We start from the raw sequence: 21,470 nt of genomic DNA on the forward strand, positions 1-21,470 counted from the left end.
CCAAAAAATCGTTCTGATACAAGGAGCCATCCATGAGCTACCCGCCGTTTTTTCTAATGTGCAACCCGATCCAGGATTATGTCTGGGGCAGTCGTGATTCCCTGACCACGCTGTTTGGCATCAAAAATCCCGAAGGCAAACCACAAGCTGAACTGTGGATGGGCGCTCACCCCAATGGCTGCTCCGAAGTGACCCTGGCAGGCGAGACCGTGAAGCTTTCCAGCCTGATTGACGCCAACCCCGTCGCCATGTTGGGCGAAGCTACCCAGGCTCGTTTCGGCTCACTCCCCTTCCTGTTCAAGGTGCTCTGCGCCGAGCAAGCCCTCTCCATTCAGGTGCACCCGAGCAAGGCACAGGCCGAAGCCGGTTTTGCCAGAGAAGAGGCCGCCGGCATCGATATCAAGGCGAGCAACCGCAACTACAAGGATCCGAACCACAAGCCGGAGCTGGTCTTTGCCCTCACCCGCTATCAGGCGATGAACGGCTTTCGCGCCATCCCGGCCATCCTGGTCCTGTTCGATCGCATGGCGCTGCCCGCACTGGTCGACCTGACCGCGGTGCTGCGCCAGTCACAGGATGAAGCTGGCCTGCAGCACTTCTTCCACCAATTGCTGATCCTCAGCGGTGATCGCAAGGACGAGGCGCTGGCTGGCCTGCTGGCCTATGCCGCCGCCCATCAGGATGAAGAGACTTTCGCCACCATCAGCAAGCTGGCCAACCAGTACCCGGGGGATGTGGGACTCTTCTCGCCGTTGCTGCTCAACGTGGTGACGCTTGAGCCGGGTCAGGCGATGTTCCTCGATGCCCAGACCCCCCACGCCTACATTCACGGCACTGGCCTCGAGATCATGGCCAACTCGGACAACGTGCTGCGTGCCGGTCTGACCCCCAAATACATGGATGTGCCGGAGCTGCTGGTCTGCACCCGCTGCGTCGCCAAACCGGATGACCAGATCCTGCTCAGCCCCCGTATGGAAGGCACAGTACAGCACTTCGATGTACCGGTACCGGACTTCACCTTCAGCGTGTATGGCGCAGGCGAACATGCCCTCACCACCGGCAATGCCGAGATCCTGTTCGCCATCGATGGGCCCATCACCCTCATTGGCCAGGATGGCGAGCGTCTGACACTGACCATAGGGCAATCTGCATTTGTACCCGCCAGCACCGGCGATTATCGCGTGACGGCTGAAGGGCGTTTTGCCCGCGCCAGCAACCGCTGATCCTGGTGGGCCATCGGCTCATCACCCTCTGTTCAAAGGGCCCTGCAGGGCCCTTTTTTTCAGCTCATCTGACCATGTGGAGCCCGGTACGACTCACAAAATCGGTCATTCAACTCAACGTCGAAGAATAACACGCTGACTTATAATGATTAATATCATTTAGCCTCCGTGGTCACGCCACCCTGCGGTTATGCGAGCCAGCTCACACCCTTCCCCACACGTCATAAAAATCCAGTTAATGCCATTTTTTTCCTCTGTCCCAGGATATTAATCAACGAAATAATAGAAACCGTTAATTTACAGGCAGCAGGAAAGACATTTAAGAGCATTTATATATTCCAGATGTAACACAGCTCAGCCACTTACTTCATCAATGTAAGGGGCGATTTTTTAAATCAGGCTATGGATGCCTGTTATTTCCCTGCGTTTTTATTTTTCCGCCTGTATGGCCAGATCGTTTTCACTATCCATTTTATCTGGCTGATATTTTCCCCTGTCACTCTGACTATCCAGTGGCAGCCGGGATAATACATGCAGATGGCCCTCTCATCCGGCAGATATTCATTGGCTGGCCCAGCGTTCTGCATTATCTGTTTTTATACGTTCGATACCCTACTTTCATTAACCTGTGGCGACAAATATGAAACTGAAACGTTCCTTACTTGCGTGTGCCGTACTGGCTGGCCTGGTTGGTATATCCGGCTGTCAAAATGACTCGGATACCGCTGTCGATAACAATAAAGAGACCGGCGTCTCCCGTTACGTTAATCCGTTTATTGGCACAGGAAATCTGGGTAACACCTATCCCGGCGCCACGACCCCGCATGGCATGGTGCAGCTGTCGCCCAACAACGGAGCCAACGGCTGGGAATATATCTCAGGCTATTACTACCATGACAACCGCCTCGCCGGGTTTTCCCACACTCACCTCTCGGGGGCCGGAGCCGGAGATCTCAACGATATTCTGGTGATGCCGATCAACTCCCGCTCCAATTTCATGCTGAACGAGGGGTCGGCCTCACTGAATCTGGAGGCCTCCCGCTACAGCCACAAGGATGAAGAGGCAACGGCGGGCTACTACAAGGTCAATCTGAAGGATTACGGGATCAAGGCCGAGCTGACTGCCTCGGATCGAGTGGGTGTTCATCGCTACACCTTCCCGCAGGATAAAAAGTCGGAAATCGTGGTCAACCTCGGCTTCAAGGTCAACTGGGACTATACCTCCGACTCCTATCTGAAATGGGACAAAACCCACAACCGGATCGAGGGCCATCGCTTCTCCGACGGCTGGGCCCCCAGCCAGAAAGAGTTCTTCGTGATGGAGTTCGACCAGCCCATCAAAAACATCCGCTTCGCTTACTTCGACAAAGACCAAAACCGCTATCTGGACCTGCCGGAAGGCACCACCGAGATCGGCAACGAGACCCGAGGCAAATATCAGTACGCTCGGGCCTATGTGGAATTTGATACCGCAGATAAGGGCCTGGCCGTCGAGGCCAAGGTGGCCCTCTCCAACGTCGAGATCGGCCGGGATGGCAACGCTGGCGCCTCACTCAACATGACCGAAGTGGCCAACATGTCGTTTGACGATGTCCGTCAGGCCGCCACCCAAAAATGGGAAGAGGAGCTGGGCAAGATCCGGGTCAGTGGGGATGAGGAGTACAAACAGACCTTCTATACCGCGCTCTACCACACCTATCTGGGCCAGACCATCCACTCCGATCTGGACGGGCGTTACCGCCAGGTCCATCAGGGACGCAATGCCTACCCGGATGGCAACACGCCGTGGGGCGAGCAGATCGATACCCTCAAGGAGTCGGTACGCACCGCCGATGCCAACCGGGATGGCAAAGCGGACTTTACCCGTTACGACACCTTCTCCCTGTGGGACACCTACCGCGCAGTACAACCCATCTCGTCACTGCTGGAGCCGGATCGCCTCGCCGATGTGGTGCTCTCCATGCTCTCCTACGCCGAGGAGGAGTGGATGGACGATCTGGGCAACCTGCGCAAGGGCAGATTGCCGGAGTGGACCTTCAAGGGTAACGAGACCGGCATGATGATGGGGATGCACTCCACGCCGGTGATCCACGACGTGCTCTCCAAAGGCTCGCTGGACAGACGGATGATCGCGCTGGGCTTCAGTGATGCGGAACGTCAGGAGATCAAGGAACGACTGGTGACAGCCATGATCACCGACGCCCGCGCAGCCACCAGCCAGGGGGTTGCCTGGATCAAGGAGTACGAGCAGCAAGGCTATGTGCCTGCCCAGTTGCATGACACTCCGCCGGGCAATGACTGGGAATCGCACTCCCCCTTCAAGGATGCCTGGACCTCATCCTACTCGCTGGAGTACTCCATGAATGACTGGGCGATCGCCCAATCGATCAAGGCAGTATTTGGTGAAAGTGACCCCCGCTATCAGGAGTTTGCCGATCGATCCAAGAACTGGCAGGCGCAGTTTGACTTTGGCGGCAAGCAGTACAAGGGGTGGTTCAAGGCCCGCGACTACGCTGGCAACTTCATTGATGCCGGTTGGGTAGACCCGAAAACCGGCCGGGCAGTGGGCAAGGATTGGCGCCCCGACATGTTCAACTGGTCATTCGCCGAGTCCAACGGTTGGCAATACGCCTTCAGCGTTCAACATGACATTCATGGCCTGGTCGATCTGATGACCCGGTTCGACCAGACCCAGAATCCTCAGGCCAAACGGGGCGAACTGTTTGCCAAACGGCTGGACGAGTATTGGAGCACCTATCCGGATCGCAACGCTGGCGACAACCAGTTCCCGGTATTCAACACCGGCAACGTGGGACAGCATGTGCAGGGCAACGAGCCCGATATCCATGTGCCCTACCTCTACAACTACGTAGGACAGCCCTGGAAGGGACAGGCCGCCATCGTGGCAGCCACCAACGTCTGCTACAAGAACACCCCTGACGGCATCTGTGGCAACGATGACTTTGGCACCCTCTCTGCCTGGTTCGTGTTCCGGGCGCTGGGCTTCTTCCCGGTCAATGCCTCCTCCGGCATCTACGAGATTGGCACCCCCATGTTCGAAACCGCCTCGCTCGATGTGGGTGCGGGCAAGCAGTTCACCGTCACGGCCCAGAATGTCAGCCGCGACAACATCTACATCCAGTCCGCTCGCCTCAATGGCAGCGAGTTCAATCGCAGCTACCTCACCCATGAGGAAATCCTCAGTGGCGGCAAGCTTGAATTCGTGATGGGCGATAGCCCCAACCAGAACTGGGCCAGCCAGCCGGAAGATCTGCCGCCCGCGCAAGGTATCGGCACCTTCCTGCACGAAGGCGACCTGCCTGCCGGTTCCCGTTAATCACCTGTTCGGGGGAGGACTTCCTCCCCCATCACCACTCAAAAATGGAATGACCATGTTCAAGTGCAATCTTCTTTCTCTTGCGGTGATTGCCGCACTGACCGGTGGCATCGCCGGTTGCAACAGTGAGAGCGAGTCTACCGCTATCGAGAAACCGGTAACTCCGGTTGTCGATCTGTCGGTACTGAAATACGTTGACCCCATGATAGGCACCGCCGCATCCGGCCACACTTTCCCCGGTGCCACCCGCCCTGCCGGCATGGTGCAGCTCTCGCCGGATACCTTTATTGGCTCCAGCACCGATCATGAGAGCGGGCTCAACCCCTGGCACTCCGCCTCCGGCTACTGGGACTCTTCCAATTACCTCACGGGCGAGATCGTCGCGACCGATGTGCCGCTCTACGGCTTCTCCCATACCCATCTCTCCGGCACCGGCGCCACCGATCTGGGCGACATTCTGGTACTGCCCTACGCCGATATGGCCGACGCCCAAATAAACGCCTTTGACAAAACCAATGAGCACGCCAGCGCCGGTTATTACAAAACCAGACTGAACAAGGGGGAGATTGAGGTTGAGCTAACCACCACCAAACGGGTCGGTTTGCACAAGTACACCTTTGCCAAGGGGGCGGATCGGAATGTGAAATTCGATCTGGGCCACACTCTGCTCAACAACAACGGCCAGTCACTGAAAAACAAAATCGAAGTGGTGGATGAGTACACCCTGCGTGGCCGCAAAACCTCCACGGGCTGGTTCCAGGGCCAGAACCATCAGGGCCAGAACATCTTCTTCTACGCCAAATTCAACCAGCCCGTGGCCAAGGCCATGCTGGGCGAGCAGGACAAGATGCCGACCCGGGAGATGCGCCCCAACAGCGTCTATCAAGGGGATGACCTGACCGCCTACCTCAATTTTGGTCAGGGTGGCCAACCGATCGAGATCCGGGTCGGCATCTCGGCGGTGAGCTGGCAAGGAGCACAGAAGAATCTGGAGGCCGAAACCCCCACCTTTGATTTTGCCAAAGTGAAAGCCGAGGCCGAATATGCCTGGGCCGACAAACTGACCAAGATCCGCGCGGAGGGAGGCACTCAGACCGAGAAGACCAACTTCTACACCGCCCTCTACCACATGATGATTGCCCCCATCGAGCTCTACGATGTGGATGGCAAGTATCTTGATATGCAGGGCACCCTGCGCACCCTGCAACCTGGCGATACCCCCAACTACTCCATCTACTCGACCTGGGATACCTTCCGCGCCGTTCACCCCATGTGGACCATCATGGATCCGCCGCAAGCCACGCTCTACGCCAAGGATTTGATCCGCAAATCCAACGTGGAGTTCGGCCTGCTGCCCAAGTGGGAAGGCCACGGCTCGGAAACCGGCACCATGATTGGCTACCCCTCGGCGGCCATCCTCGCCGATGCGGTCACCAAGGAGCTGATCGATGCGCAAGAGGCACTGCAAGCCTCGGTCAAATCGGCACACTACCGGCCTGCCGATTACCCGCAGATCCATGACGACATTCTGAGCTCGCTGATGGCCGGTCAGCTCAGCTATCACGAGAAAGAGCAGTGCGTCCGTTATCCCAACTGGAACTCGGTCTCCTACTCGCTGGAGTTCTCTTTCTACGACTGGACCATCGCCGAGATGGCGAAAGCCGCGGGCGACATGACTACCTATCAAGAGTTCAAGGCGCGCTCCTACAACTCGCTCAAACATTGGGATCCCCAGGCTGGCAATGCCGATGGCAAAGGCTTCTTCGTGCCGACCGAGCTGAAAAATGGCGACCCGTGCGCCCTGAAATACGCGGCGGCCGATTTCGATCCCTACAAGTCGGATGCCTTCTACTACACCGAGGGCAACGCCTGGCAGTGGCAGTGGTCCTTCATGCAGGATCTCGACAAGCTGACCGAGATCATGGGCGGCCAGCAGGGGCTGAACGACAAGCTCAACAACCTGTTCAACGCCGACCCCAACGGGGGCGAGGCACATCAGGACATGACGGGGTACATCGGGCAGTACATCCACGGTAACGAGCCCTCCCACCACGTCATCTATCTCTACAACCGCACCGCCCAGCCCTGGAAAGCGCAGGAGTACCTCGACCGGGTCTACAAGGAGTTCTACAAAACCACCCCGGATGGCCTGATCGGCAATGAAGACGTCGGGCAGATGTCGGCCTGGTACATCATGAGCGCCATGGGCTTTTATCAAATCTCCCCGGGCGACCCGACCTACACCATCGGTCGTCCCATCTTTGACAAGGTCACCATCAACCTGCCCGACGGTCAGTTCAACGTGGTAGCGCAGAACAACAGCCCGGACAACCTCTATGTCAAAGAGGTCACCATCAATGGCAAGCCACTCAACCAGTACAACACCTTCGCCCACAGCGAGATCCGCCCCGGTGGTGAGCTGCGTTTTGTGATGACCAACCAGCAACCGACCCCGTAACTCTACAAGCGGCAAGCCACCCGGCTTGCCGCGTTTTCATATCCGGAATTGAGGAACAACGATGTTCAAACCCCACAAGCTGGCCATCATGGTGACCGCCCTGCTTGGCCTTTATGGCTGCAACACAAACGATGAGACTACTGACAATGGCCGCCCCGACAATGCCCTGCAGGTGCTGCAATATGTCGATCCGCTGATCGGCACCGATGGGCTGGGCAATGTCAATCCGGCCCCTGTCATGCCGGAAGGGATGATCCAGCCGGGCCCGGACAACTGGAATCCGGCCAACTGGAATGGCAAGGGATCCCCTTCCGACTATCACCACCATCTGGCCAAGCTTTCCGGCTTCAGCAACACCCATATCTCGGGGGCAGGCAAGGGGGATCTCAATGATTTCGCCTTCTTGCCCTTCACCGGCAACAATACCGACCCGGTCACCATCAACAAGCCTGGCGAACTGTCGGAGGTGGGCTATTACAAAGCGGATCTGGTGGAGACCGGCATCAAGGCCGAACTCACTGCCACCCAGCGGGTCGCCTTCCACCGTTACAGCTATCCGGCGGGTGAAGATCGCAAAGTCCAGCTCGATCTGCAGCACGAGCTGCTGGAGCAGTATGGCAACCACTCCCGCAATATTTACTTCAAGCGGGTGAGCGACAACGCCATTGCCGGAGCCAGAACCAGCAACGAGTGGGGGCAGTGGCAGACGGTCTTTTTCTACGCCGAGTTTTCCGAACCCTTCGTGGAGCAGACCCTCTATGTCGATGGCAAGTTGAGCAACGACACCGAGGTGGGGTTGGCCGATTACATCGGGTATGGCGAAACCAGACCCCGGGTACGGGATGTGGTGACCCAACTCAACTTTGCCAAAGGGGAACAGCCCATCACCATGAAGATGGCTATCTCGGGCACCGGTATAGAGGGGGCCATGGCCAACCTTCGCGCCGATGAACATGGCTACCGCTTCGATCAGGTGGTGCAGGAGAGCAAACAGGCATGGGCGAAAGTGCTCAATAAGTTCACCCTGGAGGGTGGCAGCGATGCCGACAAGACGATGTTTTATACCTCGCTCTATCGCACCTACATCGCCCCCTTCGTCTATCAGGATGTGGATGGTCAATATCGCGGAATGGATGGCAAGGTGCATCAGGCCAAGCCGGGCTTTACCAACTATTCGGTCTACTCCATGTGGGACACCTTCCGCGCCGCCCACCCATTGAAGACCATCATCGAAAAAGAGCGATCCATCGACTATGTGCACGATCTGCTCAACAAATATAAAACCGGCGGCATCATGCCGAAGTGGGAGCTGCACTCCGATTATACCGGCGAGATGGTCGGCTACCCGGCGGTCTCCATCATCGCCGATGTCATCGTCAAATATCCGGATGCATTCACGACGGAAGAGATAAAGCTGGCATTGCAGGCGGCCAACGTCTCCGCCAATTTTGACCTCGAGCTGACCAAAAGCTGGGTGCCCTATCAGGATCCCTGGAACGGTGACAAGCGCTTCACCGTGATGACCCGTCACGGTCAGTATGCCGAGCAGCACGGCTATGTTCCGGCCAACGTCAAATACAAACCGGAAGAGGGCGGCATGGCCCAGGACAAGTACGATGAGCTGGTCAACGAATCCGTCTCGTACGGCGTCGAGAATGCCTACTATGACTGGTGCATCGCCCAGCTGGCCCGCCTGGCTGGCGACAAATCCGCGGAAAACCGCTATCTGGCCCGGGCCACCACCTGGCGCGCCTATTTTGACTACAACCCGGCGCAATATGGCAAATATGGCGCGACCGGCTTTATGCGCCCCAAAAATTACGATGGCAGCTGGGTCAACAACTACCCCTCCTGCGCCATCGATAAAAACGGCAACCCGGTCACGCCCCCACCAGGTTGCGACATCAACGACAGCAGCCGTTATGACACCTTCTGGCCCTATCGTGCCGAGCACCGGGGGCAGGACTTTACCGAAGGCAACACCTGGCAGTGGAGCTGGTTTGTTCCCCACGATATCGAGGGGCTCAAAGAGGTAATGGGTGGCGAGGAGAAATTCAGGAAGAATCTGGATGCCCTCTTCACCGCCAACTCCAACGCCGATACCTCGCAGGGGGATATGACCGGCTATATCGGGCAGTTCGTGATGGGGAACGAACCGGATCACCATGTTCCCTACCTCTATAACTGGACCAAGGAGCCGTGGAAAACCCAGGAGTATGTGGATCAGGCGGTACGCAGCTTCTTCCACCCGACCACCACCGGGCTGATTGGCAATGAGGACGTGGGGCAAATGTCCGCCTGGTACATCATGAGTGCGCTTGGCTTCTATCAGGTCACGCCGGGAGTCCCGGTCTACACCATAGGTCGACCACTGTTTGACAAGGTGACGATGGATATTGATGGCGGGAAATTCACCGTGAGCGCCGAAAACAATGGCCCCCAAAATATCTATGTGGAATCGGTCACCATCAATGGCAAACCGTTGGGGGAAAACCTGACATTCAACCACAGCGATATTCGGGCAGGTGGTGAGTTGAAATTTATCATGACGGCGCAAAAACCGACCCGCTCAGATAATAAATAACCATCATTGATTGCCAATATATGTTCAGGCCCAAAGCTTCCTTTGGGCCTTTTTTTGGTCGATTCACAAGAACACTCAAAAAATATGACGTGCTGCATCACATGATACGCGGATCACAAACAGACAGCCTTGTCACAAAAGTCTAGTGAATGACACTTTTTTACTCTGTCGATGAAACAGGAGCCATGGGAATAATAGCGCTCGCCGGATTGACAGTGCTGCTCCTTGATATTGCGCAGGCACCACTCCGGCATCAAAAAATAAATTCTGACTGCTCACCCCCTACCCGATGGAGCCGTTCTATATGTTCAAGAAAAATATTCTGGCCATTACCCTGACCAGCACCCTGGCCATGTTATCCGGCTGCGATTCAGATAACAGCAGCACCGATAACGACGATCAAAAGCCAACGCCAACCAATGTGTTGCAATATGTGAACCCATTCGTTGGCACTGGCTTTAACGGTCACACCTTTCCCGGCCCTGTGGTACCAGAGGGCATGGTGCAACTCTCGCCGGATACCGAGTTGATCGGCTGGCACTCCTCCTCCGGCTATCACTTCGACAAAGATACCCTGTTCGGTTTTTCCCACACCCATCTCTCAGGTACCGGCATGGGGGGACTGGGGGATATTCTGTTCCTGCCCTTTACCGAAGATAAATCCAAATACATCGAGCAGAGCGATGATTACCGCAAAGCCATCTCGGTCAAAATGGACAAAAAATCCGAACAGGCCGAGCCAGGCTACTATGCGGTGCGCATCGCCGAGAATGGCATCAAGGCCGAGCTGACCGCCTCCGAGCGGGTGGGCTTTCACCGCTACACCTATCCGCAGGGGCAACCCCAACGACTGAAGATCGATTTGAACTCGATCCTCAACAGCGACTGGGGAGCGAGTTCGCTGCGCAACAAACTCACCATCAGCGAAGATGGCTACACCATCACCGGCGAGCGGGATGCCACCCACTTCTCCGGCTGGGCGAAAAACCAGAAGATCTTCTTCCATGCGACCTTCGACAAGAAGATCAAAGGGGTCTACCTCCTCGCTGGTGGTGTGCCGGTTGAGGGGTTGAGCGCCGAGCACAAGGCCAAATCCAAAGCGGATGTCACCGCCTACGTCGAATTTGAAGAAGGCGGTTCCGCCCAACTGAACGCCAAAGTCGCCCTCTCGGCGGTTGATGCCACGGGCGCACGGAACAACTACCAAGCCGAAGGGGATGTTTCGTTTGACGAGGCCCGCGCCAACGCCCGCGAGAAGTGGGCCAACGCCCTCAATTTCACCATCGAGGGGGGCAGCAAGGAGCAACACGAGATCTTCTACACCGCCCTCTACCACACCAAGATCGCCCCCATCGTCCATCAGGATGTGGATGGCAACTACCGCGGCATGGGCAAAGGAGCGCAGGCCAAGGGGGAAGGCAGCTACTCGATTTACTATGGTCAGGCGAGCGAAGAGCAGCCCAACTTCTCGGTCTACTCCCTGTGGGACACCCAGCGGGCGCTGCACCCGCTCAAGACCATCACCGAACCCACCCGCGCCGTGCAATATGCCAAGAACCTGATCCAGAAGTATCTGGAGAGCGGCCTGCTGCCCAAGTGGGAGCATCTGGGGGATGAGACAGGCACCATGGTGGGCTATCCGGCAGTAGTGGTGATTGCCGACGCCACCACCAAATACCCCGATGCCTTCACCGCGCAGGAGAAAAATTTGGCGCTCACGGCCGCCATCGACTCCTCCACCTATACCAACTACCCCATGCTGGCGACCGAGTGGGACAAGGCGGTGCTGGACAAGACCCTGACCAACCACATCGATTACATCGAGAAGAACGGCTTCGCCCCGGCAGTGCAGCGGATCGACGGTCAGCCCGTCTTCGCTGACTACACTCTCGAGTCAGTCTCCTACGGTCTGGAAAACGCCTTCTATGACTGGGCCATCGCCCAGATCGCCAAGGCGGCCGGCAACAAGGCCGCAGAGGCGCGCTATCTGGCCCGCTCGAACGGCTACCAGCGCTACTTCGATCACAATGCGGCCGAATACGCCCAGTACGGGGTGACCGGTTTCATGCGTCCGGTGATGATCGATGGCTCCTTCATGACGCCATTTGATCCCTATGGCACCGAGCATGAGACCGGCAACTATACCGAGGGCAACGCCTGGCAGTGGACCTGGTTTGTGCCCCATGACATCAAGGGGCTGAAAACCGCGATGGGCGGAGAAGAGGCATTCAAGCAGAATCTGGACGCCACCTTCGCCGCCGAGAGTCAGGGGTCGGAGACCGCTGACATGACCGGGATGATGGGTCAGGTAGCCTTCGGCAATGAACCCTCCCACCATATTCCCTACCTCTACAACTGGACATCGGAGCCGTGGAAAACTCAGGAGACGGTCGACTACATCCTCGACACCATGTACTCGAACACCCCGGCAGGCATCATAGGCAACGAGGATGTGGGCTCCATGTCTGCCTGGTATGTGATGTCAGCACTTGGCTTCTATCAGGTGAATGCGGCAGACCCCGTTTACACTATTGGCCGCCCGCTATTTGCCAAAGCGACCATCCCGGTCAAGGGGGGAACCTTCACCATCATCGCCGATAACAACAGCGCCAAGAACCGCTATGTCCAGTCGGTCACCATCAATGGCAAACCGCTCAAGGATGGTCTCTTCTTCGAGCACAAGGAGTTTGTACCGGGGGGCAACCTCCACTTCGTGATGGGCGATACCCCGCCACAAAAGTAACGATCGATAGCATTGAAGTGACATTCAGCACACAACTTGAAAATGACACTTTGTGATACCCGACGGCCCACGCCAGATGGATTGATAAAATCCAATTAGCGCTGGGCCATTTTATTTTCCAGTGGGAAGCCCTGGTTCAGCCATTAACCCGTTTTTCTCAAATCAGCCTTAAATCGGGCAATAAACCGCAAAAAATGGCGGTAAATCCCATTACAAGGGTTTTTCTGTCATACCTTGACCGCTGTCACATCCCGCCATGAATTAAACAAAAACAACTATTGAGTTGAAGCTCAACACTTTGCGAGCTGGATCACACCAGCAAAACCATGCAACAAAAATCCAGTTATTGCTACATTCATCGCCTGTCCAACCCTACCCGTGAGGGCAATAATGAGCCCAATTCGCAACGCATGACTTAGCCCTTACAGGGAAGGAGAGTGAGATGTTACCCACCATGACCAACGGCAGACTCATCTGCCTGGAGTTGGAGGCCACCAGCAAGGAGGCCCTGTTCGACGAGATGGCACAGATGCTGGCGCGCGATGGCGCCGTGTCTGATCAACAGCAATTCGTCAAGGATATCTGGGCCCGCGAGCAGCTGGACTGCACCGGCTTCGAGCAGGGGGTCGCCCTGCCCCACGCCAAGAGCAAGGCTGTCAGCCGTCCGGCCATTGCCATCGGTGTCAGCCGTCAGGGTATCGAGTACGGCGCCGAAGATGGCAAGCCGACCCAGCTGATCTTCATGATCGCCTCCCCGGATGGCGGCGCCAACCACCACATCGAAGTGCTGGCGGAGCTCTCTACCCGTCTGCTGGAGCCGGGCTTTATCGAGCAGATGAAAGCGGTCACCACTGTCGAACAAGCCCTGACCCTGCTCAAGCAAGGACCGAAAGCGGAAAAACCGGCGCCAGCCGCCAAACCGGCTGCCACTGCACCGACTGAGCCCGAAGAGCCCACCTTCAAGGATCGCCTCAATACCATGAAGCAGCACCTGCTGTTTGGTACTTCCCACATGATCCCCTTCATCGTGGCCGGTGGTGTGCTGCTCTCCCTGTCAGTGATGATGAGCGGCAAGGGCGCCGTGCCGGAAGCGGGCTTCCTCAAAGACATGGCCACCATGGGTATCGCCGGTCTGACTCTGTTTACTGCCGTACTGGGTGGCTACATCGCCTACTCGCTGGCTGACAAGCCTGGCCTGGCGCCTGGCATGATCGGCTCCTGGATTGCCGTTCAGCACTATCAAACCGGTTTCCTTGGCGCCATTCTGGTGGGCTTTATCGCAGGTTTCGTGGTCAATCAGCTCAAACGGATCAAGCTGCCTGACTCCATGACCTCCCTTGGTTCCATCTTCATCTATCCGCTGATCGGTACCTTCCTGGTGTGTGGCATCGTGATGTGGGGGATCGGTGCCCCGATCGCCGCCATGATGGAAGGGATGAACCACTGGCTCTCCAGCATGGCGGGCTCAGGTAAAGTGATGCTGGGCGCCATTCTGGGTGGTATGACTGCCTTCGATATGGGTGGCCCGGTCAACAAGGTTGCTACCCTGTTTGCCCAGACTCAGGTCAACACCCAGCCCTGGCTGATGGGTGGTGTCGGTATCGCCATCTGTGTGCCGCCGCTGGGTATGGCACTGGCGACCTTCATGTCTCCGAAGCGTTACAAGAAAGAGGAGCGTGAATCCGGTAAAGCGGCCGCCATCATGGGCATGATCGGTATCAGTGAAGGTGCCATTCCGTTTGCCGCCGCTGACCCCATGCGTGTTATCCCGGCCATCGTCGCAGGCGGTATCGTCGGCAACATCACCGGCTTCATGATGCACAGTATCAACCACGCCCCCTGGGGTGGCTGGATTGTCCTGCCGGTTGTTGAAGGCAAGATGGGCTACATCCTGGGTACCATCCTCGGCGCCCTGACCACTGCCATCATCGTCAACCTGCTGAAAAAGCCAGTGAGCGAAGAAGATGACGTGACCACCACCCAAACCAGCTTCGAAGTCATTGAAGCGGAAGGGGAAGCAGACGTACTGGCCATCACTGCCTGCCCGTCTGGCGTGGCCCACACCTTCCTGGCCGCCAAGAGCCTGCAGAAGGCCGCTGCCCAACAGGGGATCAAGATCAAGGTCGAGACCCAGGGCGCCAACGGCATCATCAACCGCATTACCGCCAAGGATGTCGCAAACGCCCGCTGCGTCATCTTCGCCCACGACGTGGCTATCAAGAACCGCGAGCGCTTCACCAATATCGAGGTCATCGATGTGAAGACCAAGGAGGCGATTCACAATCCGGAAGCACTGCTGGCCCGCACGCTGGGCAACAAGGCAAACGCCGCCTGATAGCAGTCAGACAGCTCATCACAAGGGGCCCATCACGGGCCCCTTTTAGTTGCCTGCCGAGCAACCGCACATCATCCCACCGACCAAGCCACTGATTTAAAACATATTAACCAGTCACATCACGGATCTTGGCGAGCCGTCACAGAACGGTGACGTGTAAAAAAACAGCAATTGAAGCGCTGGTCAGATCTCATGTCAAATGGCTCCGCCTACTAAACTGGAGCATCACAAAAATGATAAAAATCAATAAATTGGTTCTGGCTGTTACCCTCACCCTCACTGCCACCCCCTTGCTGGCCGCCCATTGGGAATGCGGCCAGCACGTGCGCTTTGGCCTCCCCTCCGAATCGGATCAGAAGCTCTGCCGTGAAGGGTATGCGGTCGGCTACAACTACGACTACAAGGTGGCGAACTGGGTCTCCTACCGGATGACCGCCCAGAGCGCACAGGGCACAGTGCCGCGCAAGGATGCCTTCGCCGAGGACAGGGAAATCCCGGTCGCCTACCGCGCCACCCTCTCCGACTACAAGGGCTCGGGCTACGACCGTGGCCATCAGGCCCCGGCGGGGGACATGAAATCGAACAAGAACACTATGAAAGAGAGCTTCCTGCTGAGCAACATGACGCCGCAGATCGGGGTGCTCAACCAGAAGGCGTGGCGCGTGCTGGAGGACAAGGTGAACAAGTGGGCGGTCTCCCGCAAGGATGTGCAGGTGATCACCGGCCCCATCTTTACCGGCTCTGAAGAGTCCATCGGTCAGGGTGTGGCGATCCCGAGCGCCTACTACAAGATCGTGATGGACCCGGCCAGACTGCAGGCCATCGCCTTTATCATGCCGCAGGAAGAGGTGCCCATCAGCCAGATCGCCGACTACCGGGTCTCGGTACGCGAGGTGGAAGAGCAGACCCAGCTCAACTTCTTCAGCGATATGCCCGAAGAGCAGCAAGAGACGCTGGAAGCCCGCATCTCCCCGATGTGGAACTGACTGCGAACACTCGCCAACAGATGGATTGACTCCCCATCTCTCTTGAATCGCGATAGAGGGAGGGGCCAACGCCCCTCCCAGCAGGGGGAGTCACGCTCCCCCTGCCCTTTTCAGATGGCAGCTGATCCGTTGCGGCCACTTTTGCGGCCACAGGTGTGGCATCACCCGACGACTCGCCCCGACTCACAGTTTGCCGCACCGTTAGCTGGTATATTGCCCTCTCTTTGGCACTAACAGACTGAATTGACGCACATTTGCCTTATCCCATCGGCCCGCAAACCGGAGCCCACAGCGCGATTCAGCCCGACAGAGGACCTTTTGATGAAACAGACCCTACTTGCCCTCACCCTCGGCGGCCTGCTGGCGCTCTCGCCCCTCGCCCTGCAAGCGGCCGAGAGCTCGATGCAGATGGAGCACGACCTCAATACCCTGGTCAGCAAACGCCAGGCGGTGGACATGCTGCTCGGCGAAGCGCTGCAGATCTACAAGTCGCCAGCCAAGATCTCCCACGCCGGTTTTACCGCCAAGATGCCGAGCAATATGGAGCTGGTGACCGAGCGGCTGCTGGCCGCCTACCAGCTGGAACCCTACCGCACCGACCTGCTCATCTCGGCGGCCAACGCCCAGATCTACAACGGCAACCTGAGCCGCGCCATCACCTTGCTGGAGCAGGCGCAGGCCGTCGCCCCCGATGATCTCGACATCAACAGCTATCTCGCCATCTGGCAGCTGGTGAAGGGCAACAAGGATGCCTCCCGCAGCTATCTGGCGAAAGTGGCGGATCGCAACAGTGGCCGCGCCGCCGATCTGGAGGAGATCATCGCCCGGGTGCAGCGGATCACCGCCGCCCCGCTGCAGACCGAACTGACCGGGGATCAGGTCAAGGCCACCCAGGAGGGCAAGCGCGCCATCGTCACCCTGGGCTACGCCCTCAATCCCGACGGCAGCATGGACAAGATCCTGCTGGGCCGTCTGCAAACCACCCTTGAGCTGGCCAAAGCTGACCCGGAAGCGCTGATCATCCTGACCGGCGGTGTGCCCCAGAACCACCAGACCGAGGGCAAGCTGATGGCCGACTGGCTGGCCAACCATGGCATCGACCGCAGCCGCCTGATTGAAGAGAACTACGCCACCAGCACGGTGGATAACGCCCTCTACAGCGCCTATGCCCTCGCCCGCCACCAGATTGACTATGCGGTGCTGGTAAGCTCCGCCAGCCATGTGCGTCGCGGCCAGACGGTGCTGGAAATCGCCTGCGACCAGATTGGCCCGGCCAACATCAAGGTGGCGAGCGTCAGCTACCCCGACAAACCCCTCGAGGTGCTGGCCACCCCGAGCGAGAGCGAGCTGCTCGGCATCTACCGCGACGCCCTGCGCACCTACGGCATGTGGAGCTACCGCTCTGCCCCGCTGATCGAGCGTTGATCGGCCATCAACACGAAAAAGAGAGAGAGGCATCATGCCTCCCTCTCTTTTTATTGACCGATGATTGGCCAAGCCGCGCCCGTTAGCTGACGATAAAGCCCTGTGAGGGGGCCGCTTTGGGATCGTCACCGAAGCGGTTTGGCCCCTGCTGACCGTTGCAGACCATAAAGTAGATAAGCACCAGGGTGCCGATAATGGGGATAAGCCCGAGCAGCAGCCACCAAGCGCTGCGGTCGGTATCGTGCAGACGACGGGCCGCCACCGCCAGCGATGGCAGCAGCACCGCCAGCGAATAGATGGAGCTGATCAGCTCATTGTCGCCGCCAATCAGCTTGTCCACCATGCCGAGCAGCAGCATGACGATGACGTTGCACAGCACGAACATCCAGTATTCGGTGCGACGGGCCCGCCCGCTGAATACCGCATATTGCTTGAGGACCGAGATGTACCAGTTCATTGCGCCTCCTGAGTGGCCTGTATGCCTATGAATAAAAAAGAGAGTCGATAAAACAAGTAGTTAAGAGCTTAGCGCGATCATCCCCCCGAGTCGACAATGATGCCCGAACGCCTCCCAAACTAATCAGCTGCGGCAATCATTGACCGACTAAGCCGGAAGATAATTTGCCCTGCAACAGGGAAAATCCCCCCCATCAGCGCATCACTCTCGTCACAAGCAGGAAAATGGTGCTTAATAATCCATTAGCAATCGTATGGACTCAGCGTGAGGATAGCGGTAGATTCGGCGCCCAATCCTGAACAGGATCTGTGTCTCCCTCCCATAATGAATCCACTTATTCATTACTTCTCCTAACACAGGGATAGCCATGAGTATTACACGCAGAGATTTTCTCAACGGCGTTGCCATCACCATTGCGGCAGGCGTCGCTCCCATCAATCTGCTCAAGGCTGCCGAAGGCGGCAGCACGCTGGCGGATAAAACCCTGGCCTACCCGCCCGCCCTCACCGGGCTGCGCGGCAACCACCCGGGCTCCTTCGAACCGGCCCACAGCATCGCCCGTGACGGCAAGCAATATGACTTCGCCAATATCCCCCTTGAGGGAGAGTACGATCTGGTGATCGTCGGCGCCGGGATCAGCGGTCTGGCCGCAGCCTGCTTCTATCAGCAACTGCTCGGCGCGGATAAGAAGATCCTGCTACTCGACAACCACGACGACTTTGGCGGCCACGCCAAGCGCAACGAGTTCACCACCCCCGATGGCCTGCGTCTGGGTTACGGCGGCAGTGAGTCCCTGCAATCACCGCGTTCGGTCTACAGCCCGGTGGCGCTCGGTCTGCTCAAGGCGCTGGAGGTCAACATCGACGAGCTGGCCGCCGGTTTCCAGCAGACCTTCTATCCGGATCTGGGGCTGAGCCGCGGCGTTTATTTCGACGAGAAGCACTTTGGCGTCAACAAGATAGTGAACGGGGATCCGGGCCACAACGTGGCGGACGATATCCCGCGCGATCGCCTGAACGGTCGTCCGCTGGCAGAGTTTATCGGTGACTTCCCCCTCGATGATGCCGACAAGGCCGCCCTGTTGGCCCTGCACGAATCGAAGATCGACTACCTGAGCGGCATGACCCGCGAGCAGCAGGATGAGTGGGTAACCCGCAACAGCTATACCACCTTCCTGCGCGATAAAGTGGGCCTGAGCGAGCGGGCGATCACTTACTTCCAGCAGCGCACCAACGACTTCCAGGCGGTCGGCATCGACGCCACCGCCTGCGCCGATGCGCGCCTCTGCGCCTTGCCGGGGTTCGACGGCCTCAATCTGACGCCGCTGGATGCCGAGGAGCAGGCGGAGCTGGACGACCCCTACATCTTCCACTTCCCCGATGGCAACGCCGGTCTCACCCGCCTGATGGTGCGCAAGCTCATTCCGCAGGTGGCGCCGGGTCACACCATGCAGGATGTGGTGCTGGCCAAGTTTGACTACAGCAAGCTCGACCTGCCTGAGCACAAGGTGCAGCTGCGCCTTGGCAGCACGGCGTTGCAGGCCAAAAACGTGCGCCTCGCCGACGGCAAGCTGGCGGTGGATGTCACCTATATCAAGGAGGGGAAACTGCACCGGGTGCGGGCCAAGCAGTCGATCATGGCTGGCTACAACATGATGATCCCCTACATGGTGCCCGAGATGCCGGAGCCCCAGAAGGAGGCGCTGCGCCAGAATGCCAAGGCGCCGCTGGTCTACACCAAGGTGGTGATCAAGAACTGGCAAGCCTTCGTCAAGCTGGGGGTACACGAGGTCTACTCCCCCGCCGCACCCTACAGCCGGGTCAAGCTCGACTATCCGGTCAGCATGGGTGGCTACGAGCATCCCAAGAGCCCGGATCAGCCGATGTGCCTGCACATGGTCTATGTGCCGACCCTGCCGGGCAGCGGCCTCTCGGCCCGCGAGCAGTCTCGCAAGGGGCGCGCCATGATCCTCGGCATGCCGTTCGAGCAGCATGAGCAGATGATCCGCGAGCAGTTGCAGGGGATGCTCGGCAGCGCCGGTTTCAACCATGAGCAGGACATCCTCGCCATCACGGTCAACCGCTGGTCTCACGGCTACTCCTATGTCACCAACACCCTGTTTGATGACGAAGCGCAGTGCGAAAAATGGATTGAACTGGGTCGCCAGCCGATCGGCAACATCACCATCGCCAACTCGGATGCAGGCTGGAGCCCCTACGCCCACGCCGCCATCGACGAAGCGTGGCGCGCCGTCAACGAGCTGGTTGCCATGAGCAAGGGAGGTGCCCAATGAGCCGCGCCCTGTCACTGACCGCCAGCGCCCTGCTGCTGGCCCTGCCCGCCCTTGCCGCCAACGCAGCCCCCGCCATGTCGGCAGGCGAATACGTGGCCAAGCTGGGCGATTGCGCCGCCTGTCACACCAGCGAAACCAGCAAGCCGCTGGCGGGCGGCAAAGGGTTCCCGACCCCCATCGGCACCGTATTTGCCACCAACATCACCCCGGACAAGACCCACGGTATCGGCAACTACAGCCTGCCGGAGTTCATCAAGGTGATGCGCGAAGGGGTGGCCCGCGATGGGCATCGCCTCTATCCGGCCATGCCCTACACCGCCTACGCCAAGATGAGCGATAAAGATCTTGAAGATCTCTATCACTACCTGATGAAGGAGGTGCAACCGCTGGCCATCGCCAACAAGGAGAGCGACATCCCCTGGCCCCTCAACATGCGCTGGCCGCTGATGGGCTGGAATTGGGTCTACCACGATGACAGCCGCTTCACCCCGGTGGCGGGCAAGAGCGAAGAGTGGAACCGCGGCGCCTATCTGGTGCAGGGTGCCGGTCACTGCGGCAGCTGCCACACCCCGCGCGGGCTTGGCATGCAGGAGAAAGCGCTGACCGAGGCGGATCCCGTCTACCTGAGCGGGGCGGCGCTGGATGGCTGGTATGCCCCCGACATTCGCGGCAGCCGTTACAGCAAGCAGGCGCTGATCGACCTGCTGAAAACCGGCCGAAGCCAACATGAAGCGGTCGCGGGCCCCATGGGGGAAGTGATCACTCACAGCAGCCAGTATTTCAGCGACGCCGATCTGGCCAGCATCGCCACCTATCTGACCGATCTGAAAGATGAACCGGTGGCGGAGAAAGGGGCCCGCGCCTACGCCAGTGCCAGCGGCAAGGCGGACTACGCCATGTACTGCTCCACCTGTCACGGGGTCAACGGCCAGGGCAATGACCACGTCATCCCCTCGCTGGTCAACAACCGCACCGTGCTGGCAAGCGATCCGTCGAGCCTGATCAACGTGCTGCTGCACGGCGCCGAAACACCGGTCACCCACGACCATCTGGGTTACCACATGCCGGGCTATGGCTGGACCATGGATGACGAGCGGCTCGCCGAGCTGGTCAACACCCTGCGCGCCTCCTGGGGCAATGAAGGCACCGCCGTCAAGGCGGCAGCGGTCAAGGCCCAGCGCGAGCTGCACGGCAAGGAGTAAGGGCTGTCAGCTCTCTCTTGGCCAAGTGCCATAAAAAACGGGCCTCCACTGGAGGCCCGTTTGCTATCGATTAACCACGTTCCGGTGCTTATCCCTTTCGGGATTTTGGCCCCGGCAGTGGCGCCGTTGGCTGGCGGTAATCGCCATAGGGGAAGATATTGCGAAACCGCTGGGCCACCGGCTCGGGGATAGATCGGGAGAAGATCAGCTTGACGCCATCGCCATCACGCTGCCCCACAATGCGACCGCGCACCGTGTCGTGGCGCAGGATCTGCTTGGCATGCTCAATAAAGGCGGGTGACACCTTGCCCTGCTTGACCACTACCTTGCCGGGTGCAAGACGGATCTCGAACAGGGCACCACGCCCCAGCTTCATCAACCACCAGATCAGCGCAATCGCCACTATCAAGGAAATCCAGGCCATCTT

The 21,470-nt window shown here is 58.4% G+C and carries 12 protein-coding genes; 10 read left to right on the plus strand and 2 right to left on the minus strand.

Going from position 1 to position 21,470, the window contains the following annotated elements:
- The first annotated feature begins 32 nt into the window (after positions 1-32).
- The 8 genes from manA (at position 33) to A9G06_RS12485 (ending at position 17,091) form a co-directional block, all read left to right on the plus strand.
- Entirely contained in the window at positions 33-1,223 is a 1,191-nt protein-coding gene (gene manA / locus A9G06_RS12450; RefSeq protein ID WP_069555447.1) for a mannose-6-phosphate isomerase, class I, read from the plus strand.
- Positions 1,224-1,863: 640 nt separating this feature from the next.
- Positions 1,864-4,560 carry a GH92 family glycosyl hydrolase gene (locus A9G06_RS12455; protein WP_069555448.1) on the plus strand — a complete coding sequence of 899 codons (2,697 nt, stop codon included), beginning with the start codon at positions 1,864-1,866 and terminating at the stop codon, positions 4,558-4,560.
- 55 nt (positions 4,561-4,615) lie between these two features.
- Entirely contained in the window at positions 4,616-7,018 is a 2,403-nt protein-coding gene (locus tag A9G06_RS12460; RefSeq protein WP_069555449.1) for a GH92 family glycosyl hydrolase, read from the plus strand.
- Positions 7,019-7,079: 61 nt separating this feature from the next.
- Positions 7,080-9,602 (plus strand): GH92 family glycosyl hydrolase, encoded by a 2,523-nt coding sequence (locus A9G06_RS12465; RefSeq protein ID WP_069555450.1) that lies wholly within the window; start codon positions 7,080-7,082, stop codon positions 9,600-9,602.
- 304 nt (positions 9,603-9,906) lie between these two features.
- The gene (locus A9G06_RS12470) at positions 9,907-12,345 is read left to right on the plus strand and encodes a GH92 family glycosyl hydrolase (protein ID WP_069555451.1); all 2,439 of its coding nucleotides are present in this window, start codon (positions 9,907-9,909) and stop codon (positions 12,343-12,345) included.
- A gap of 442 nt (positions 12,346-12,787) precedes the next feature.
- The gene (locus tag A9G06_RS12475; protein WP_069555452.1) at positions 12,788-14,680 is read left to right on the plus strand and encodes a PTS fructose transporter subunit EIIC; all 1,893 of its coding nucleotides are present in this window, start codon (positions 12,788-12,790) and stop codon (positions 14,678-14,680) included.
- Positions 14,681-14,913: 233 nt separating this feature from the next.
- Positions 14,914-15,666, plus strand: a complete 753-nt coding sequence (locus A9G06_RS12480) for a DNA/RNA non-specific endonuclease (RefSeq protein ID WP_069555453.1) — start codon at positions 14,914-14,916, stop codon at positions 15,664-15,666.
- Between the two features lie 321 nt (positions 15,667-15,987).
- Positions 15,988-17,091 carry a YdcF family protein gene (locus A9G06_RS12485; RefSeq protein WP_069555454.1) on the plus strand — a complete coding sequence of 368 codons (1,104 nt, stop codon included), beginning with the start codon at positions 15,988-15,990 and terminating at the stop codon, positions 17,089-17,091.
- A gap of 82 nt (positions 17,092-17,173) precedes the next feature.
- On the opposite strand, the gene A9G06_RS12490 is transcribed toward A9G06_RS12485, so the two are convergent.
- Positions 17,174-17,548, minus strand: coding sequence for a DUF805 domain-containing protein (locus tag A9G06_RS12490; protein WP_005337730.1), 375 nt, complete (start codon positions 17,546-17,548; stop codon positions 17,174-17,176).
- A 367-nt stretch (positions 17,549-17,915) separates the two neighbouring features.
- Between A9G06_RS12490 and A9G06_RS12495 the strand changes: the two genes are divergently transcribed.
- Together A9G06_RS12495 and A9G06_RS12500 are read left to right on the plus strand one after the other, a co-directional pair.
- Entirely contained in the window at positions 17,916-19,841 is a 1,926-nt protein-coding gene (locus A9G06_RS12495) for an FAD/NAD(P)-binding protein (protein WP_043821315.1), read from the plus strand.
- Positions 19,838-21,043: a cytochrome c gene (locus A9G06_RS12500; protein WP_064336474.1), complete on the plus strand. Its 1,206-nt coding sequence runs from the start codon at positions 19,838-19,840 to the stop codon at positions 21,041-21,043. Before A9G06_RS12495 ends, A9G06_RS12500 begins: the two co-directional genes overlap by 4 nt.
- An 88-nt stretch (positions 21,044-21,131) precedes the next feature.
- On the opposite strand, the gene A9G06_RS12505 is transcribed toward A9G06_RS12500, so the two are convergent.
- Positions 21,132-21,467 (minus strand): DUF3634 family protein, encoded by a 336-nt coding sequence (locus tag A9G06_RS12505; RefSeq protein WP_005353195.1) that lies wholly within the window; start codon positions 21,465-21,467, stop codon positions 21,132-21,134.
- Positions 21,468-21,470 lie beyond the last annotated feature (3 nt).

Source organism: Aeromonas sp. DNP9 (genome assembly GCF_001728955.1).
Taxonomy (GTDB): Bacteria; Pseudomonadota; Gammaproteobacteria; order Enterobacterales; family Aeromonadaceae; genus Aeromonas; species Aeromonas veronii.

What these genes read in the sequence shown, in the direction of transcription:
- A9G06_RS12475 (WP_069555452.1), top strand. Translation starts at nt 12,788, where the DNA reads ATGTTACCCACCATGACCAACGGCAGACTCATCTGCCTGGAGTTGGAG.
- A9G06_RS12490 (WP_005337730.1), bottom strand. Translation starts at nt 17,548, where the DNA reads ATGAACTGGTACATCTCGGTCCTCAAGCAATATGCGGTATTCAGCGGG.
- A9G06_RS12495 (WP_043821315.1), top strand. Translation starts at nt 17,916, where the DNA reads ATGAGTATTACACGCAGAGATTTTCTCAACGGCGTTGCCATCACCATT.
- A9G06_RS12460 (WP_069555449.1), top strand. Translation starts at nt 4,616, where the DNA reads ATGTTCAAGTGCAATCTTCTTTCTCTTGCGGTGATTGCCGCACTGACC.
- A9G06_RS12505 (WP_005353195.1), bottom strand. Translation starts at nt 21,467, where the DNA reads ATGGCCTGGATTTCCTTGATAGTGGCGATTGCGCTGATCTGGTGGTTG.
- manA (WP_069555447.1), top strand. Translation starts at nt 33, where the DNA reads ATGAGCTACCCGCCGTTTTTTCTAATGTGCAACCCGATCCAGGATTAT.
- A9G06_RS12480 (WP_069555453.1), top strand. Translation starts at nt 14,914, where the DNA reads ATGATAAAAATCAATAAATTGGTTCTGGCTGTTACCCTCACCCTCACT.
- A9G06_RS12485 (WP_069555454.1), top strand. Translation starts at nt 15,988, where the DNA reads ATGAAACAGACCCTACTTGCCCTCACCCTCGGCGGCCTGCTGGCGCTC.
- A9G06_RS12455 (WP_069555448.1), top strand. Translation starts at nt 1,864, where the DNA reads ATGAAACTGAAACGTTCCTTACTTGCGTGTGCCGTACTGGCTGGCCTG.
- A9G06_RS12500 (WP_064336474.1), top strand. Translation starts at nt 19,838, where the DNA reads ATGAGCCGCGCCCTGTCACTGACCGCCAGCGCCCTGCTGCTGGCCCTG.
- A9G06_RS12470 (WP_069555451.1), top strand. Translation starts at nt 9,907, where the DNA reads ATGTTCAAGAAAAATATTCTGGCCATTACCCTGACCAGCACCCTGGCC.
- A9G06_RS12465 (WP_069555450.1), top strand. Translation starts at nt 7,080, where the DNA reads ATGTTCAAACCCCACAAGCTGGCCATCATGGTGACCGCCCTGCTTGGC.